21 protein-coding genes are annotated in these 18,366 nt (G+C 38.3%); 8 read left to right on the top strand and 13 right to left on the bottom strand.

What is annotated here, in order from left to right; genetic code table 11:
* Positions 1-70 precede the first annotated feature (70 nt).
* From OCU78_RS17620 to OCU78_RS17605, 4 genes are all read left to right on the top strand, one after another.
* The gene (locus tag OCU78_RS17620) at positions 71-676 is read left to right on the top strand and encodes a DUF2726 domain-containing protein (protein WP_240701761.1); all 606 of its coding nucleotides are present in this window, start codon (positions 71-73) and stop codon (positions 674-676) included.
* 159 nt (positions 677-835) lie between these two features.
* Positions 836-1,549: a DNA-methyltransferase gene (locus tag OCU78_RS17615; protein WP_137374252.1), complete on the top strand. Its 714-nt coding sequence runs from the start codon at positions 836-838 to the stop codon at positions 1,547-1,549.
* A 48-nt stretch (positions 1,550-1,597) separates the two neighbouring features.
* A complete protein-coding gene (locus OCU78_RS17610) occupies positions 1,598-1,978 on the top strand; it encodes a hypothetical protein (protein WP_137374253.1) in 381 nt (126 codons plus the stop codon).
* Positions 1,979-1,982: 4 nt separating this feature from the next.
* Positions 1,983-3,245, top strand: a complete 1,263-nt coding sequence (locus OCU78_RS17605) for a DUF6575 domain-containing protein (RefSeq protein WP_137374254.1) — start codon at positions 1,983-1,985, stop codon at positions 3,243-3,245.
* 25 nt (positions 3,246-3,270) lie between these two features.
* On the opposite strand, the gene OCU78_RS17600 is transcribed toward OCU78_RS17605, so the two are convergent.
* Complete coding sequence (locus OCU78_RS17600; protein WP_137374255.1) at positions 3,271-3,642, bottom strand: regulator; 372 nt, start codon at positions 3,640-3,642, stop codon at positions 3,271-3,273.
* 261 nt (positions 3,643-3,903) lie between these two features.
* Between OCU78_RS17600 and OCU78_RS17595 the strand changes: the two genes are divergently transcribed.
* Both OCU78_RS17595 and OCU78_RS17590 read left to right on the top strand, forming a co-directional pair.
* Positions 3,904-4,284, top strand: a complete 381-nt coding sequence (locus tag OCU78_RS17595; RefSeq protein WP_137374256.1) for a hypothetical protein — start codon at positions 3,904-3,906, stop codon at positions 4,282-4,284.
* Between the two features lie 46 nt (positions 4,285-4,330).
* Positions 4,331-4,735 carry a hypothetical protein gene (locus OCU78_RS17590; protein ID WP_137374257.1) on the top strand — a complete coding sequence of 135 codons (405 nt, stop codon included), beginning with the start codon at positions 4,331-4,333 and terminating at the stop codon, positions 4,733-4,735.
* 44 nt (positions 4,736-4,779) lie between these two features.
* Here OCU78_RS17590 and OCU78_RS17585 read toward each other — a convergent pair whose 3' ends face one another.
* The 11 genes from OCU78_RS17585 to OCU78_RS17535 form a co-directional block, all read right to left on the bottom strand.
* Positions 4,780-5,130 carry a DUF3653 domain-containing protein gene (locus OCU78_RS17585; RefSeq protein ID WP_137374258.1) on the bottom strand — a complete coding sequence of 117 codons (351 nt, stop codon included), beginning with the start codon at positions 5,128-5,130 and terminating at the stop codon, positions 4,780-4,782.
* A gap of 194 nt (positions 5,131-5,324) precedes the next feature.
* On the bottom strand, positions 5,325-6,119 hold the full coding sequence (locus tag OCU78_RS17580; RefSeq protein ID WP_137374259.1) for a substrate-binding periplasmic protein: 795 nt from the start codon (positions 6,117-6,119) through the stop codon (positions 5,325-5,327).
* A 749-nt stretch (positions 6,120-6,868) separates the two neighbouring features.
* Positions 6,869-7,018, bottom strand: a complete 150-nt coding sequence (locus OCU78_RS17575) for a YoaH family protein (protein WP_137374260.1) — start codon at positions 7,016-7,018, stop codon at positions 6,869-6,871.
* Positions 7,019-7,059: 41 nt separating this feature from the next.
* On the bottom strand, positions 7,060-8,208 hold the full coding sequence (locus OCU78_RS17570; protein WP_137374261.1) for a conjugal transfer protein TraF: 1,149 nt from the start codon (positions 8,206-8,208) through the stop codon (positions 7,060-7,062).
* A 51-nt stretch (positions 8,209-8,259) separates the two neighbouring features.
* A complete protein-coding gene (locus tag OCU78_RS17565; protein ID WP_137374262.1) occupies positions 8,260-9,147 on the bottom strand; it encodes a DUF2861 family protein in 888 nt (295 codons plus the stop codon).
* Positions 9,147-9,806 carry a response regulator transcription factor VxrB gene (gene vxrB / locus OCU78_RS17560; RefSeq protein ID WP_137374263.1) on the bottom strand — a complete coding sequence of 220 codons (660 nt, stop codon included), beginning with the start codon at positions 9,804-9,806 and terminating at the stop codon, positions 9,147-9,149. The genes OCU78_RS17565 and vxrB overlap by 1 nt, the downstream gene beginning before the upstream one ends.
* Entirely contained in the window at positions 9,781-11,202 is a 1,422-nt protein-coding gene (gene vxrA / locus OCU78_RS17555; RefSeq protein WP_137374375.1) for a sensor histidine kinase VxrA, read from the bottom strand. Before vxrA ends, vxrB begins: the two co-directional genes overlap by 26 nt.
* Positions 11,203-11,407: 205 nt before the next feature.
* Positions 11,408-12,787 carry a Re/Si-specific NAD(P)(+) transhydrogenase subunit beta gene (gene pntB / locus OCU78_RS17550; protein WP_137374264.1) on the bottom strand — a complete coding sequence of 460 codons (1,380 nt, stop codon included), beginning with the start codon at positions 12,785-12,787 and terminating at the stop codon, positions 11,408-11,410.
* Between the two features lie 13 nt (positions 12,788-12,800).
* On the bottom strand, positions 12,801-14,354 hold the full coding sequence (locus OCU78_RS17545) for a Re/Si-specific NAD(P)(+) transhydrogenase subunit alpha (RefSeq protein WP_137374265.1): 1,554 nt from the start codon (positions 14,352-14,354) through the stop codon (positions 12,801-12,803).
* Positions 14,355-14,655: 301 nt separating this feature from the next.
* Positions 14,656-14,937 (bottom strand): HlyU family transcriptional regulator, encoded by a 282-nt coding sequence (locus OCU78_RS17540; protein WP_137374266.1) that lies wholly within the window; start codon positions 14,935-14,937, stop codon positions 14,656-14,658.
* A gap of 24 nt (positions 14,938-14,961) precedes the next feature.
* On the bottom strand, positions 14,962-15,327 hold the full coding sequence (locus OCU78_RS17535; protein WP_137374267.1) for a late competence development ComFB family protein: 366 nt from the start codon (positions 15,325-15,327) through the stop codon (positions 14,962-14,964).
* Positions 15,328-15,570: 243 nt separating this feature from the next.
* On the opposite strand from OCU78_RS17535, the gene OCU78_RS17530 reads away from it, so the two are divergent.
* Positions 15,571-16,815 carry a GGDEF domain-containing protein gene (locus OCU78_RS17530; RefSeq protein ID WP_137374268.1) on the top strand — a complete coding sequence of 415 codons (1,245 nt, stop codon included), beginning with the start codon at positions 15,571-15,573 and terminating at the stop codon, positions 16,813-16,815.
* Between the two features lie 15 nt (positions 16,816-16,830).
* Here OCU78_RS17530 and OCU78_RS17525 read toward each other — a convergent pair whose 3' ends face one another.
* The gene (locus OCU78_RS17525) at positions 16,831-17,790 is read right to left on the bottom strand and encodes a GGDEF domain-containing response regulator (protein ID WP_240701762.1); all 960 of its coding nucleotides are present in this window, start codon (positions 17,788-17,790) and stop codon (positions 16,831-16,833) included.
* Positions 17,791-17,921: 131 nt separating this feature from the next.
* Here OCU78_RS17525 and OCU78_RS17520 point away from each other — a divergent pair, with 131 nt between their 5' ends.
* Positions 17,922-18,359 carry a DUF3069 domain-containing protein gene (locus OCU78_RS17520; protein ID WP_137374269.1) on the top strand — a complete coding sequence of 146 codons (438 nt, stop codon included), beginning with the start codon at positions 17,922-17,924 and terminating at the stop codon, positions 18,357-18,359.
* The last annotated feature ends 7 nt before the right edge of the window (positions 18,360-18,366 follow it).

Genomic DNA, 18,366 nt, shown 5'->3' with positions numbered 1-18,366 from the left:
AGAACAAAAGCTTTATAATCTGAGAAACAAACAAAGTATGCTCCTTGTTGATTATATCAAGGAGGTCACTGTGTTTTTGTTATTGATTGGGTTACTAGCAATTGGTTATGTTGTCTATAAATTGAAAGAAGATTCGCCCGAAAAAGAGCCGTGGGTAAATAAGGCTAGAGTCGAGCCTAAAGTTGAACCAATAAGACGACGCCCTTCTCTACATTCAGTAGATGCTTCTCCGCCTTATGCGGATGGGAACAAGCAACCTATCACTCCTGCTAAAGTAGATAAATCATCCGACAAAGTTGAGCATAAACGTTCAGAGTATCTTACTTCAAAGAATGAACGTAATTTCTATATTGCCCTTCGCAAAGCGCTCCCTGATGACTACATGATTCATTGCCAAACATCATTAATGGCTCTAATTCAGCCTGTGGAATGGAAAAACAACTCAAGAACGTGGGCAAAGCGCATGGATTTTGTTGTGACTGACAGCACCACGAAAATTATATGTGTGATTGAGCTAGATGATCGTTCACATGAGCGAGCTGACCGAAAGAAGCGAGATAAGTATGTAAATGAAGCTCTTGATGGGCAGCACAAGTTGATACGCTTTAAAGCATCATGGGGTTATGACGCTGCAACAATATATAAAAAACTTAGAAATAAAATTGATTGCTTATAACCTACTAAATTTCTGGGAAATCCTATACAACTCAGAAACAGTGTTAAGCATCATTGGAAATATCTATTTGATGACATTTATCTATCAAAATTTAAACCTGATTTTGCAATCAATTTCGTATAGAATGCATCGTTTTTTGAATGATGTGACATTATCAGTATGGGTAAGTTTAAGTTGTTGAATAATAGTACTAAAAAATTACAGTGTAGTTTATATGAGCTAGATGCAGTTGAATGGCTAAAAACAATTGATGACTCATCAATTGATTTACTTATTACTGATCCACCATATGAATCATTAGAGAAGCACCGTAAAGTCGGAACGACAACGAGGCTTAAAAACAGCAAAGCATCAAGCAACCAATGGTTCGAGATTTTTCCTAATGATAGGTTCGAAGAACTATTTATTGAAATATATAGAGTTCTAAAGAAAAATTCCCACTTCTATCTTTTTTGTGATCAAGAAACTGCGTTTATCGTTAAACCAATAGCGGAATCAATTGGTTTCAAATTTTGGAAACCGATCGTATGGGACAAAATGAAGATTGGTATGGGTTACCATTATCGCGCCCGCTACGAATTTATTCTATTCTTTGAAAAAGGTAAAAGAAAGTTAAATGACCTAAGCACTCCTGATATATTGCAAGTACCCAGGATACATAGAGGCTATCCGACAGAAAAGCCTGTAGAATTAATGGACATACTCATAAAGCAAAGCAGTACTGAAGGAGAGTTAGTTTGTGATCCTTTCATGGGATCAGGTGCTGTTGGCGTTTCTGCGTTGTCTAATCAACGTTGCTTTTGGGGAAGTGATATCTCTAGCGAATCGATGTCCATCACACATTCACGAGTCAGCCCATTGATAAATAAGTAAATGCTCTTTACTATGCAACAATGTTTTATGTGACAAGTTCAATTAAATATGTGCGATTATCCTGATTTTTACCCTGAAGACATGCCTCCGGAAAATGCAATCGATGCAAATGGTGAGGCTTATCGGTTGGTAGACAATAATCCTCCTCAAAAAGTCGACTTTAGATCTACAATTGAAGAGAACCCTAAAAGAGCAGCTAAAAAGCCTAGCGATAGAGAAATGCTTTATGGGGCTTCACTTTTTACAAGACAAGAAGAAGCGTTAAAGAAAAAGAAGCTATTTAAACCATTAAGGAACAAAACCTTATCTGCAGGTCATTTGTCTAGTGATGATGGAATGATGAAAAAGACTGGTGGTCCTTGTCACATTACAGTTTGGTTTAAAAAAGAAGCTCTTCCACACGAACGATTTGAGTGTATAGAAGAATAATGAAATGTATCCATTAGCACAAAACAGCAGGTTAGGAACACTTGAGTTCCATAAAATCTACGAAGAGTATGATGGTCCTAAACTTTTTAGCGCAGTCAATGCGTTAGGACTCTATTACTTAATTTATTGGATAGATGAGCTTGAAGAAGGTGACACTTGGTTATATGTCCCAATGTCTTATGGTCGCCTTGAAAAGCTTGAAAGTGCCACTCGTTCACTTCGTGATGCATTCTTATATCCGGAAGAAAACTCTATTTTTAAGATTTACACCTCTTTTGATGGTGAGCAAGAAGAATTAGCACTCTTAACAGCAGAAGAATTGACGGAAGAGGAGCTACCTCCAATAGATTATAGAATTGAATGTGAATTCACTTCAGTCGAAGAAACCGTTCCTGCTGTTACTAATCATGAGATTCATATCTCAAAGTCTGGTCGACGTGGCATAGTTAAGTTAGATTCAATTTCAAAGATTCTTGATGGATGGTCTTCTTTATATGATGAGTTTGTAAGAACAATTAATATATCTGACAGATTAGTACCAGTTGATGCTCGACCTGGTTCTTTCATCGTTCGGCTAGAGTCAAATCACTATGAAAAGGTGTCACCTGTTATTGATGATTTCTTTGGTATTTTAACTCGTTCAGAAGATATACATTCAACATTAATAGAAATGAAAATTGATGTTGATGTAGTTAAAGAATTTTTGTCATTAGTTGTTGATTCTTCATATGATTTTAAGTTAACTCCACTTATAGATGGGAGTTCCCCACACCAGTTATCCAAATCGGCTGCTGAGCGAATATTAACTGAACTGAAGACTAGTGAGCTAACATATTTATCTAGTTTAAGAGTCCCGCAAGCTGATGATCTTAAACGTGTATTTGATGTAGTGATAGCTAAGTCAGAATATCAAGAAGTTAATGAATTCACTTTAGGTATTACACCAAGGCAAGTTGCTTATTACCTTCATGCTGCTCGTATGTTAGGTTATTTAGATAGATCTAATCAGGCTACTTCGGCTGGTATGCAGTTTGGAAAATTAGATGATAATCAAAGATTAAAATCTGCTGCTATGAGGTTCCAGAGTAGTGATTGTGGTTGGACATGGATAAGCTGGGCATCTGGAAAGACTCTGTCAGATATTCCTGATGGAAGTGGCTTTGATTTCCTTCAAGATTGCGTCCCCACTCTAAATGCAAATACAGCACGTAGAAGATCAAAGACTCTGAATGCTTGGCTAAAATTATTCAAGCCAATAATAGAATAACAATAAGGCCCTTTATGGGCCTTTTTCATATCTTTTTAAGTTCAGCGATTGAACGAGCTAATCTTAGGAGATAAGTAGAAGTATGAATTTCTAATTCTGATTGAATCTCCAGTAAAGCCATTCCGACAAGTATCTGCTGAGCTGAAACCAATTGTCCGGTTGGTAATTCTAGCTTGTCATAATGCACTTTGAATTGCTTCCACTCCTCACTTACACCCAATTCTCGACCTTTGGTCATTCTCATTAGGCGTTTACATTCAGGTGGAATAACCTGCCCTTGATCCCATCGAGTGATCGTCTTCACGTTTTTGAAACACAAATCTGCGGTTTCTTTCTTTGTTAATTGGCATTCCAATTTACGAAAAATGTAATTCTTACTCATTTCTCGGTACTTCATCGTTAATCCTTTGATAGTCAAAGGATTGTATATTTAGACCGTATGCAACTCTATTCAACATAACGAGAGATAATGCGCATTAATGACATTTTTATTATTTGGTCATAGTGCTACTTGTGTTGCAAATTAAATAACAAATCCGATAACTATTTTATAAACAATGACATAGCTCACCATTTTTCACATTTTGTTCATTTATAAAATCAAATCATTCATATAGAGTATGCGACTGATATCATTTAATTAAATAAGTTATGTGTAATGAAAAAGATAATACTAAGTAGTGGTCTATTAGGTGCTCTTTTTTTAACTGGTTGTTCGACAATCTCAGAACAAGACGCAAAGCTAATGGATACATATAGTTTATGTTATGAATCTGCTACAACTGCTAAAGCATATCGCTCAGCTACATTGAATGTGGTGGCTAAAGAGCTAAAATCCCGAGGGGAAAGCACGTCATCATCTGAATGCGTTACGGCAAGAAAAGATGCTTACAAGTTAAAATCAATTAGAAAAAATGAAAAAGCTTCTCTAGATAATCAACTCCAAGTTGCTTGTATACAGTCAGGCGGCATTTGGTATATCTCTTATTGTAAGCTCCAGGACAAAAAAGTTGACGTTACTGTTCACCACACAAATTAGCCTACTACGTCGATTAAGATAAAAATTCCAATTGAAAAGAAATCCTATGAAAAAACTATTACTTTTAGTACCACTTGCTATTAACGCTTACGCTAGTGATACGGTAAATTATGACATTAAAAAACGTTTATTTTGTGAATTGACATCCATCAGCCCTAAGATGAGTGATTTTGGAAGGGGTGATATCAGAGATGGTTGGCTTCGGGTTAAAGAAGGTTTCTTTTACTCAATCGAAATTGGTGGCTGGGTGGTATCTACATATGATGGAAACCATAGCACTAATGTACAAGACTTAAAGCAAAGCATTTTTATAAAAGATTATGTTGGGTTTGCCAAGCTTAATAAAGATACTGGTGTTGTTAAGATGAATTTCTCAACACCGGAGATGAATCAAAATTTCAAATGGGCTTGTGTTATTGGACCAAACGACACTCATAACCGAGAGATGTGATTGCTAGTAGAATAAGGCTCTATTTAGAGCCTTTTAAATTGAACTTAAATTCTTTTTGCTAACTCGCGTGCATACCTTACTAGTTTTCCTAATACTATAATCTCACCCGTTGATAAAACTTCTAACAGTGCTGCACCTGTTAGAACTTGCTCAGGGCTCATCTTCAACCCAGTAGGTAAAACAAGTCGATCATGGATCATTTGAAAATCACTCCATTCTTCCCTTGGGCTTAATTCTCTTCCAGAATACATTCTCATAAGTCTTTTACACTCTGGTGGGATTGCCCCCCCTTTGTCCCACCTAGTGACTGTCTTCACACTTTTAAAACATAGTTTCGCAGTGTCTTCGATAGATAAACGGCAGTTGAATTCTCGAAAAATTTGGTTTTTAGTCATCTTGAACGCACTCCACTCTTTATGAGTAGAAAATGGCTCTGAGTTATTATTGATAAGTTACTGAATAAGAAGAGGTTATTTAACTTAAAGATAGATAATACGCACTGAAGCATAAATTAACAACAAGATACTGGCTAAGAAATTTCTAAAGTCTAACTGAGAAATCAAAGTGCTAGGACTTATTACTATTGCGATTAACGGTACTTATTAATGATCTCTTGGTCAAGACTAATGCCTTGAGCATTCTTTTGAGACTTGATTATATCGAGACCTTTTTGAAATTTTTCTACTATTTCTAGGTCTATGTTCTTGTTAAACGCGTAATACAATTTGCCTTCAGTTAAGACGTATACTGGCTCAAAAACATCTGACTCGATTCCAGCTTGTGTTGCCCACCAATACGCTGCTTTCTCATCGTATGCGAGTAAGTCGATACGACCTTTCACAAGCTGCTCTGCGAGGGTTGTAACTGAAGTGGCTTCCTGCATAGAAAAACTTGGGATACCAATTTGTAACAATGATTGCTCACCAATATCGTCACGTATCACTCCAATTTTGTATTTACTTATGTCCATAGGATCGTTGATAAGAATCTTGTCGTGCTTTCTAGCAAGAATGACAACTTTTATTTTAGTTATAGGTCCAACCCAGTGAAATAGATTTTCACGGTGTTCAGTACGTGTCGTTGAAAACAAAACTGCATCATCGAGGTTAAGCGAATTTCGATATGAACGAGGCCAAGGTAAGATAGAGATTTTTGAAACGTCAATCTCCTCACCAACAGCTTCACCAGCTGCTACTAATATTTCTACCGCGTAACCTGAAATTTTACCGTTATCTTCAAAGTTAGCAGGCGGATAATTTTCAGTGAAAAATGAAAGGTTTTGCAAATCGTCTGATAGAACAGGCAGGGATAGTAGATAATTCAAAACGATTACAATAAATAATGGACGAGGAAAACAAAGAAAACGACGCATACCAACTTCCATTTAAAGTTTATGTTACTTATAAACTAGTAGAATAAAAACTGGCTGTCTAACGCGGTGACCGCAATAATATAAGGAAATAAATCACACATTAGAAATGTGTAAACCCTTCTGTTCAATTTAGATCTATAGAAATGAAGTACATGCTCTATAAGTCTATATAAAACATCTCCATTTAAACGCTCCGCATATCTATTTTAGAGTATTACCAACATAGAAAGTTACGGGGTGACTAATCTAAACACTTAATTACTTTTGCCAATTCAAGCCATGAGAAGAGACAGATTCTCACTCAAAACAAGAGCTCCTATCAATCTTTCCATCTAAAAAATCACAGAACTTTCGACATAAAATTAAGTGTCAATTTATTTGACTCTATGTTGGAGTTACCGATCTTCTTGTAATTTTATTACACACTCACTAAGTGTTACGACCCGGGCGGGATATTATTCTGCACTAAATTATTGTTTACAAAGTGATTTTGTTGATTTTTATGGGCAGGTTGGATTCTTTAACATGTGATAGTTACATTAGTACGTTATGCTAAATCTGTTTTCCATCAACTTATAGTGCACTAGCTTTCGGCGAATCTAGGAATATAGGTATCTTGGTGTGACATCAACATCGATGGATATTCTGGGTGGTATGTTTATAAAAATGCCGACAAGATTAACTTGTCGGCTTTAGTATTGAAATTTCACGGAACTAGTGTTCGGTAACCAGTTAGAGCAATAATTTGCTAAACAGCTCCCCTACTCTTTTTCGTTCATTTCTTTTCTGATTTCTTCTGCAACGATTTTAATTGCTTGAGCAGTGCTGATCCCTTGAGTCATTAACTCCTGAATTTTTTCAACTGCTGCTTGTTGTTCTGCGTGAGAAAGTGTTGGTAAGTCGTTTAGCATGTTCGGCTCCAAATAAGAGAAGCCGAACTATATAAGGAGAGTTAGTAACTAGCAAGGAAATTGATAGAAGCACCCATTGCATTTTCATTAGTGTAATTAGCGCTAATATCTAATTGGAATAAGTTCAGTGGAGATATTCCCACACCTGCTGTAATCGTACCTTCAGAATCTGAGTATGCTAAGTTTTGGTAGTAACCACCTCTTAGTTTAAGTTGGCGCATTAAGTCGATTTCAGTACCAATACGTATCATTTGCTCATTATCATCAAAAGAGCTAAATTTCTCTGCTTCATTTAAATCATAATCCACACTTATTGTGAAGTAATCTGAAACAATCCCAGCCCCTACGGTATAAACCGGTCCCATGCTGTATGAGTGTTGCGCGGTCACTGTTGTTGTCGTTGTGTCTGTTGCAGTGAGTGTTTTTTCTACATATTTAGTATCGATATCACGGCTAACCAAGTTAGTCGCTGCAAAACCGACTCTGAATGGTCCAAAGAACCACAAAGCACCAGCGTCCATATTAAATTGTGTATCGGCTGAGTCGTTTTCTCTTACATCTGATAAGTCGTAGTCATTTACAGATGCAATATAGTTATATGTATAAATCCTTTGAAGCTTTGGAGATATACCAAATGAAATGTGTTGCCCCATAAAAGTTTGATACTTAGCAAGTGAGATACCTACCTCTGTGACCCCGATAGATACCGCTTTTATTGCTGTAAGTTCTGCATTAGTTAAAGCCGTTCCGGAAGCGGTATACACTTCGGGAGTGACAAATGACTCAGTGTACGCTTTACCAAATGCATTAGCGGCAATAAATTGATTAGGAATAGCAAAAGCAACAACACCACCAATTTCTAGTTTTAACTTATCTCCATTCAAGTCATTTAAGGCGCTTGTAATATCGGCAGGAGAAGACGCCCCTAACACAGAGTCGATATCATCAACCAGTGAATCAGGGTCATTATAAGAAATACCAAAACTAGGCGTGATCATACCTACATCATCATTTCGACGATAAATTGCAGTTAGTGCGGGATTATAGAAAGGAGCGGTTAAAAAATTAGCAGAAACAACACCAACGCCCCCCATTGCATCTCCTCTTGCTTCGATAGCATAATTGGCGGCGCTTAGCGGGAGGCTAGCTAATGAAATAGATGCTGCGAGTAGTTTTATTGTTTTATTCATGCTGATAATTCTTTGTTATATCCCTAACATTGTTAACGGCATAATTTTAAATTACTTTAACTCTTCACTACCAGAAATATCGAATGTTTTACTAATAGTTTGAGTTTGTTCAATAGCAATATCACCTTGCCAACGAGAATGAACCATTGAGACAGCCAAAACATATCTGTCATTAGAAATGTTTCCGCCCTCTAATGTTGTTGGGTAATCTGATTCGTAGCTTTTCCCCCAAACTTCTTCATATTGACCATTGATATAATCGAAGAGGCCAACATCTAAGCGTGGTAATGGGCAGTAAGGGTTTAGTAATTCTTTTTTATCAATTAGCCATGTGTCTTTAGATGCCCAACGAACCTGTTGTTTCAACCTCACTTCTCCAAGGATTATCCAAGAGCTCCAAGTTTTCTTATTTTGGGAGGTTACGGTTAGCCGGTATAACCCTGAATCCAGGGGTGAATTTAAGTTGTATCGTTTTCTATAGCTATGGTTTGCCGGTGAAGATTCTTTTGAACTTTGTTTATAGAATAAACTGTCACTTGAAATGGGTTTATCAACCCATTTACTTAGCTCGATGTTTTCAATAAAGCTTTCAACTTCCGCGTCAACGACTAAACGGAAACTGTCTCTACCAGGGCTTTGAATTGCAAGCCGTTTAACGGCAAGTGAGCCTATCCAGCTTGGTAATACAGGTTTAGAAAGGCTTTTACCACAATCTCGGTCTAGCGCTTGAGTGAAAAGTTCATTTAGATGATCTTCTTTCACTTGTTTAGGATTGTTTTGCCAAACTTCAACAAGTGACTCAAACATCCCTGGAAGATCGTCATCCAATAGATGCTTGTGTACTTGAGTAAGTGTATCATTATTATCAAACCAATCCGAAGCTTGCACAGAATTGCACAAGCTAGTAAGTAAGATGATTGAGAGAGCTGGAATTCTCATTAGATTTTCATCTTGTAGCCAACACCACGCAAAGTTTCAATCTCTAACCCTGGTAATTTTTGTCTTAATTGTAAAACGTGTGTATCTACTGTTCTTGTCGTTGGGAAGTGATTATATCCCCAAACATGGTCAAGCAATTCATCTCTTGTAAATACTCTACCGAGGTTACTAGCTAAGAACAGAAGTAAATCAAATTCAGTTCTCGTTAAAGTAATTGCTTGTTCATTAAAGAAGACTTCACGAGTAGCTTTATCTATCACTAAATTTTGAGCAAACACTTTTGTGGAGTCTTGCTCTTCAGAATCAGGGGATCTTAGCTGTGCTCTTATTCTTGCAAACAATTCTGCTTCAGCAAATGGTTTCGTTAAATAATCATTTGCTCCTGAATCCAGACCAGCCACTTTATCTTTGACAGTCACTAATGCTGTTAAAAGAATCACTGGGACATCTTTTATCTTTTTCCAACCAAGCAAGTGGTCGACAGAGTCTCCATCAGGAAGCTGTCTATCCAAAATGACAAGATCAGCTTGCTCCCAGTACCCTTCAACTTCAGAAATGGCTTCAGCATGCAAACATTCATATCCAGCTTGCTCTAAACTAACTAATAAACCATCAGCCAAGTTTTTATCGTCTTCAACGAGTAGCAGTGTCTGTTTCACAAGGTATCTCCAAAATAAATGTCGTTGGTGGGCCAATTAATGTCATTTTCCCTCCCATCTTGCCAACCATAGATTCAACTATAGTTAGCCCTAAGCCAAGTCCGCTTTTACTCACAAACGGCTTCTTTAACTGTTCCCAATCTTTCCGGGTCAAGTCTCCATTATCTATCACTCTAAATGTCAGACTTTTGTTAGAAGTTGTTACATCGACGGTGATTGGTGCAATACCGTACTTTACGGCATTGCGAATTAAATTATCGATACATGTTCCTAGCCAGTATATATTCACTTTAGCTGCAATATCAGCATTAATTTGTAGAGTGATGTCAGCTGAAAATTCTTCATCTAATTTATACTCAAGCCATTCATGTACGCTAGGCAACCATTCAGTTGCCAATGGTTGATTATCCGATTGCAGATAATCCTTACTCGCTTCAGCAAGTTGACGAAGACGTCTTGTGTCTTCACACAGACGCCGAAATTCATCGTATACAGACTCAGGTAAATGTTCGAACTCTCTACGGAACCCCTCAACGGTAAGTGACAAACTTGCAATAGGAGTACGAAGCTCGTGAGTCAAAATTTGAAGTACCAGCATTCTACTTTTAAGTTCTTGTTTCTTACTGTTCCAGCGGTAAAGAGCCCAACCGATAACAAGTAAAATATTGGCAACCACAAGAACTAGCATTGATAGCTGTAAAAGTTCAGAGTGATCTTCTATTTCCCAGCATATATTTCCTCTTTGGACAAAACAGCTTTGACCTTCTGCATGTAGACTGAAAGCAAGTCCAGACAGCTTGGCATTGTCTTTCCAAACGCTAGCGTCATATAGATAGTACTGATCTCCACGCTTAAGCCAAATTTCATCCAACTCCACGAACATGCTAGCGCCTGCGATCAATGCTGTAATAGCATCACTGTCCATATTTTTTAAGCGGCTTAACAATTCGTCGTTATCTGTGCTTTTTCGCTCTTGTATATGCATGAACTGCTTTAGAGATTCAAATTTTTCCGGGTACTTTTCTACATACCTTGCTGCGTATGAACCGCCGCCAGGATGTATTAACCCGCTTCTGCTGAACCAGCGTACAGATAGTTTTGTTCCTTTACACAATGCTCGAGTAAAAACGAGTGGTTCTGTAATCAGAGGGCTTAAAGGTAGTTTTCCGCTGCAAGTCTTTGATAACTGATAAAGCCTTTGAATATCTTTAAGTGGATATTTAGCGGTTTGAGGGAGCATTGATGAAGGTGTAATGAGCTTGTTTGGGTAGTCCGATTGCAGAATACGTATATCGTATGAATCGATAGCAGCTTGGTGATCAAACAACTTGGTGAAATTATCTATGCGCTCAGGTAGTGAATCCGCAAATGAATTTGCAGAAATCAAGAAAGTCATGGCAATGAAGGATAAGATTGATTTTATAGTCACAAGCGATACGTAATTTCATTCTATTAAATCAAATATATAACAGAACACGATAAAGATAAATTGTTAACCCTCTAGCTACCACGGTTATGGTTTATAAACACAAAAAAGCCAGCAATTCGCTGGCTTTTTAATCGCTAATGACTCTAATTATAGCTTTACTCTTGAGTTGTAATTAAAGAGCTTTAGAAATTGCATCAACGCTTTCTTTAGCATCACCAAATAGCATTTGAGTGTTTTCTTTGAAGAACAACGGGTTTTGGACACCAGCATAGCCCGTATTCATCGAACGCTTGAATACGACAACATTTTGAGCATTCCAAACTTCAAGAACTGGCATGCCAGCAATTGGGCTATTTGGATCCTCTAGAGCTGCAGGGTTAACTGTGTCATTCGCACCAATTACAAGTACAGTGTCGGTTTCGCCGAAATCATCATTCAGTTCATCCATTTCTAATACAATGTCGTATGGTACTTTTGCTTCAGCAAGTAACACATTCATGTGACCGGGTAACCTGCCAGCGACTGGGTGAATACCAAATCGAACGTTAATACCTTGAGCTCTAAGCTTCTCAGTAATTTCATGTACTGGGTATTGCGCTTGAGCCACTGCCATACCATACCCTGGGGTGATGATGACTGATTTGGAATTTTTAAGCATGTCTGCTACTTCTTCAGCAGACGTTGCACGGTGCTCGCCTTGATCTTCAACTTCTGCAGAAACAGAAACCTCTTGACCAAAACCACCCGCAATAACACTGATGAAAGAACGGTTCATTGCTTTACACATAATGTAAGAAAGAATTGCACCTGATGAACCAACTAGGGCACCAGTAACAATCAATAAATCATTTGCAAGCATGAAACCAGCCGCAGCCGCAGCCCAACCTGAATAAGAGTTAAGCATCGAAACAACAACTGGCATATCTGCACCACCAATTGAAGCAACTAAGTGATAACCAAATGCGAAGGCAATAAGGGTCATCACAATCATAGCGAACATGCTGCCGTCTGCATTTACGAACATGCTTAGAAGCAATGCAGAAGAAACTAATGCAGCTAGATTCCATTTATGCTTATGAGGGATATTCAATGCTGATGATGAAATAACACCACGTAATTTACCAAACGCAACAATTGAACCTGTGAAGGTAACCGCGCCAATAAACACGCCCAAGAATACTTCAACTAAGTGAATAACATGCTCAGCATGAGTTGCTGCTACCGGTGCATCAATGTAGCTGTTATAACCGACAAGAACTGCAGCCATACCAACGAAGCTGTGCAAGATTGCAACAAGCTCAGGCATTTCGGTCATTTCAACTTTCTTGGCGTAATGAATACCAATACCACCACCAATTACCATAGCAATGATAATCCAAACGACACCCTGAGAATCAGGACCGAAAATTGTGGCAAGTAAAGCGATAGCCATACCAGTAATACCGTAGTAGTTACCAGCACGAGCCGATTCCTGCTTAGATAAACCCGCTAAGCTCATAATAAAGAATACAGCAGCAATAATATATGCCGCTTGTACTAATCCTTCAGACATTGGTGACTCCTTACTAGTCTTTACGGAACATTTCAAGCATACGTTTGGTCACGGTAAAACCACCAAATATATTGATACTTGCAATAAGAACAGCAATAAAAGATAAAAACGTTACAACGCCACTTCCTTGCCCTATTTGTAGCAATGCGCCTACGACGATAATGCCTGAAATTGCGTTTGTTACAGACATTAATGGTGTATGCAATGAGTGAGACACATTCCAAACAACGTAGTAACCAACAACACAAGCTAAAACAAAAACAGTAAAGTGAGATAAGAATGCTGCAGGTGCTACTGAAGCTACCCAAGCGAAAGCACCAACAGCAACGCCTAAGCCAACGAATTTCTTAACCGGAGAAGTAGGCTCTTCTACTTTAGGTTCTGGTTTAGCTGCTTTAGGCTTTTCTTGTTGAGGTTGTGCTGAAACTTGAATTGGTGGAGCTGGCCAAGTGATTTCACCATCTTTAACAACTGTGACACCGCGTAAAACAACATCATCGAAGTTAATATCAATCGTGCCGTCTTTTTCTTTACAAAGTAACTTGAGCAAGTTAACCAAGTTGGTTGCGTATAACTGAGATGATTGAGTTGGTAATCGACCGACCATATCGGTATAACCAACGACTTTTACACCATTAGCAGTTGTAATAACTTGGTCTGCGACTGTGTATTCACAGTTACCACCATTTGCTGCCGCGAGATCGACAATCACACTACCAGCAGCCATGCTATCAACCATTTCTTTGGTAATTAACTTTGGAGCTGGGCGACCCGGGATAAGTGCCGTTGTGATAATAATATCGACGTCTTTTGCTTGTGCGGCATAGAGTTCTTCTGCTTTCTTATTGAATGCTTCTGACATTTCTTTTGCGTAGCCATCACCAGCACTAGTATCTTCTTGGTAATCGACTTCCAAGAATTCAGCGCCCATCGATTCAACTTGTTCTTTTACTTCTGGGCGAACGTCGAAAGAGCGAACAATTGCGCCTAAACTGCCTGCAGCACCAATTGCAGCTAGACCAGCCACACCAGCGCCAGCAACCAGAACTTTTGCAGGTGGAACTTTACCGGCGGCGGTAATTTGTCCAGTGAAGAAACGACCAAACTCATGAGCAGCTTCAACAACTGAGCGATAGCCAGCAATATTTGCCATAGAGCTTAATGCATCAAGAGCTTGAGCTCGTGAGATTCTAGGAACCGAATCCATAGCCATAACGTTAATTTTTTTGCTGGATAGCTGTTCCATTAACTCAGGGTTTTGTGCTGGCCAAATAAAGCTAACTAAACTAGCGCCTTCTTTGATCAGAGCAATTTCATTAATTTCTGCTGGTTCGTCAACGATTGGAGCATTAACCTTTAAGATTAATTCTGAATTCCAAACTTCTTCAGTCGTTACGATTGAAGCACCTGCTTTTTCGTAAGCAGCATTATCAAAACTCGCTAGCGCTCCGGCTTGCGATTCTACACAAACTTCAAACCCTAACTTAAGTAGTTGCTCCACTGATTTCGGTGAAGCCGCGACTCGGGTTTCACCCGCGAGTATCTCTTTTGGTACACCAATTTGCATAGCGATTCCTTTACTATTGGCACAATGATTATTCGTTTGTATCTAACGGCAACTAATACTTCAAGTTTTTTGTAACAAGAATCGAAAATGTTATTACATATAACAGTTTTGTATGCTTATAAATCACTTGGGTTGACTGAAAATTAATAGAGAAACAAAGCAAGAGGTCAAACCACCTAAGGCTTTTCCCTTTAATAACAAACAGCTAGTTGAGTTTGCCTTCCCAAACTAAAAAGAGCTTTCAGCATATACACTGAAAGCTCTTAAAATTATGACTAGCATCAAGTCTAACCCTAATTGGTTAACTAAAAATGCCTTCACCCATTTGATCAACAAACATTTGCGCTTTCTTAAGCATTAATTCATTTGCATCATCTTTGTTTGAAACAACATCAGATCGAATGAAGCGATGTGATTTTATCTCTCCATCAATTTCTTTTTCTATTCGCCCGGCAACTCGGTATTGCCCGGCTTCAGCAATAGGATCTTGATAAATGTGAAATCCTTTATATTCAACAGGCTCAATGCTGACTTCTTTTACTACTTTTTCTTTGCCACCAAACAACCTAGAAAATAACCCCACGTATTGCTCCTTATCTTGTATTAACTATTTTTTACCTTTAAGCAGCGGCTTCTCAAACCACTCAAGCTCAACATCATCATCAAAGCTTTGATGTGCAAATATGACAGGAATATCGTCTTCTCTATTTTTGCGTCGATCTTGTTGAATCATCGCCTCTGCATTTTTAACTGCAATTTCACTGTTGCTTTTGTATTGAACGAGTTTTTCTTCAGCTAAAGCCGAAAGAAAGTCTATGTCGAAACGAATGTAAATTGGTCGAAGCTGACCTAAGGCTAAACAGGCCAAATCAGCTAGCTGCTCGTTATCATACTTTTCAATATATTCGTCTTTCGCGAGTACGTGACCTACCAGTGTTTCCATATAGTTATGTACATCGACACTAATCTGCATCCTGCTTCTCCATAAGTAACTGCTTAACTCTTATATACTATTTAGTCTCATTAATGTGCAATAGCAAATAGAAAGTAATATGAATAAGGTTGAACTATTGCCAATCATCTATCATATTTTTATCTAGTAGTTAGTGTTTTTATCTAGAATCTAGGTAAAAAGCTTGGCAATTTATTTTTAAGCCGTATCCTACAAGTAAATTCTAATTATAAGATTATCAGTTTAGCTAGGCACATTACTTAAATGACATCTTCATTTGTAACATCGAGCATATTTCGATTTTTCTTTCCTTTGTTACTGTTGGGCGTCCTATTAATTGGCATGAATAATGTCATATTAGTCACCAACTCTAATTTAGGTATTGCAAGTAATCTACCCTATATCCTCTTAATTGTGGCAGGGCTCCTTTGTCACACCTTTAAGCAAGGTAGAATGGCAATGGTGTCTTTGGCAATGCTTACAGCCTATAGCATTATACAATACCGTTTGCAGACCCCTTTACACAGCGGAACAACTCTTCTTGAACTGTCTCTTCTGGTGACATTACTCCCAGTGGCTTGTTTGTTGGTTTACGCCTTTCCAGATACAGGCGTAGATTCTAAAAGCATTGCTCTATATGTCAGCATCTTATTGCTTTTCATTATTTGGTCTCAGCTTATCCTTAATCACTTCAATGACGGTGGCTTTGAGACTTGGAGTGAAGGTGTGTTATTTACTGTCCCTACTATCTCCAAACTTCCTTTGATTTTAGTCCTATATGGCTTAGGTTTATCTGGCTTAACCTCCATTTTGGTATTACTTCATAATCGTCCTATTGACGTTGTCGTTTACAGCTCAATTCTGCTAGCTTCAACTACATTTGTTTTCTTTCACATCCAGTACATATCAAGCACTATGTTCTCGCTTTCAGGGATACTCATTATTGTTTATGTGATGTCTGCAAGCCACGCATTGGCGTTTAATGACCAATTGACTGATATCCCGGGAAGGCATGCGCTAGAAGTCGACATGAAGCATTTAGGACGGAAATATACGATGGCTATGGTTGATATTGACCACTTTAAGTCATTCAATGATACCTATGGTCATGACACTGGTGATGATGTTCTGAAGTTAGTCGCTAGCCGCTTAAAATTAACGTCTGGAGGCGCTAAGGCTTATCGATATGGCGGTGAGGAATTTACTATAATTTTCAAAGGCAAACAGGCTCATCAAGTCAAAGAACACCTTGAAGACTTAATTCATGATATTGAAAGCTACGACATGACGATTCGTAATAGTCAGTCAAGACCCGAAAATGACGAAACTGGAATAAAAAAACGTGGAAAAGTTGCTCCAACATCTAAAATTGTGAATGTTACCGTAAGTATTGGTGTGGCAGACAGCAGCACAACGCGTCAACCAGAAGAAGTAATAAAACTCGCAGATAATGCCTTGTATGGAGCGAAAAAGGCAGGCAGAAACCGCCTTGTTAGCCACCACGCCTAATTAAAAATAGTAGCTCTATTTAAATGATCCGCAAACATAGGTATTACGACCGTTTTGCTTCGCTTGGTACAAAGCTTTATCGGCGGCTTCATAGACCTCATTTAATGATTCCGAACCTTTGGGTTCAAAAGAAATAACGCCTTGTGACAACGTGATTCTATCTGAAACACTTGAATGATCGTGCTTGTCATTCATATTATGAATTTCATTTTGAATCCGAAAAGCATGCTTTGATGCACACTGAATATCGCTGTCGCTGATGATGATGACAAACTCCTCACCTCCGTATCGACCCACATACTCGCCAGCTCGTTCAAATAAGTGATTTAACGTGGTCGCTAAGTTTTGTAAGCACTTATCGCCTTGAATGTGCCCATAATTATCGTTGTAAGGTTTAAAGAAATCCACATCAAGTAAAATTAAAGTCATTGAGGCTTTACGTCTTCCATGTAATGCCAATACTTCTTCAAGTTTTGTATCCATAAAACGACGGTTATAAATTTTGGTTAAACCATCTTCATTCGCCTGTAATTGAAGGAGTGTGTTCAATTCTTCAAGTTTTGCGCTTGTCTGTTTCAACTCTCTTCGCATATATGCAATTCTCTGCATTGCAATGAGTTTAGAGTTCAATACAACTTTGTTAACTGGCTTTATAAGGTAATCATCACCACCAGCATCTATTGCTTGTGCGATCATTTCTGGTTCTTCGTGACCACTCAAAAAGATTATAGGAACCCACTCAGGGAATGTTTTACGTATTTGGTTCGCAACTTCAAAGCCATCCATCTCGGGCATGCTGATATCAAGTAAAACTAGCTCTGGATCGAATTGGGAATACAAAGATAATGCTTCCTTACCACTAGAAACAGCTTCAACATCGTGCCCTAATTGTTTGAGTCGAATAGCCAGCTGCATTCTATCCAACTGAACATCATCCACTAATAAAATGCGCATAGAAGAACCTTTACCTGTCATTCTTATCCCCTGCAGGTTACCGAATACTCCAAAGTATATGAAAAACCGCTCTAATTCATGCACTAATTACTATATTTGATTGACTTTTTTACAGATTTTTTTAGCATTGTTTCTTTTTGAAGAGAAATACTATGTCAGACGCTACAAACAACGAACAACAAGAAGTTGATTTAACCACTATCTCACCTGAACTTCGCCAAGTTATCGAATTTGATGAAGTACCAAAAGAGATGCACCACATGGTTACTTCTATTCACGAAGTGTCTGAAGAAGCAGTACGTGAAGCATGGGACACTCTGCCAGCAAGTGCACAAAATGTTCTTGATAACTTTGAACAGTTTCATGCGCTAATTACTGTTAGCCAGTCTTTTGCCGGCGTAAACGTAATGGAAGAGTTCCCTACTCTTAAGTTACCTGAAGGCATGACAGATGAAGAAAAAGAAGAGTACCGCGCGCAGTTGCTTGATCAAGTTTTACACAACTGTGTGAAAGACATGGTTAAACAAATCAAAAAAGCTCGTCGTGATCCAATCTTGAAAACTGATTTTAAGGAAGTGTTCACGAAATAATAGATTG

The sequence above is a fragment of the Vibrio gallaecicus genome (genome assembly GCF_024347495.1).
Lineage (GTDB): Bacteria > Pseudomonadota > Gammaproteobacteria > Enterobacterales > Vibrionaceae > Vibrio > Vibrio gallaecicus.
Note: the sequence above shows the minus strand (reverse complement) of the source record. Positions and strands in the feature narration are given on the sequence as shown.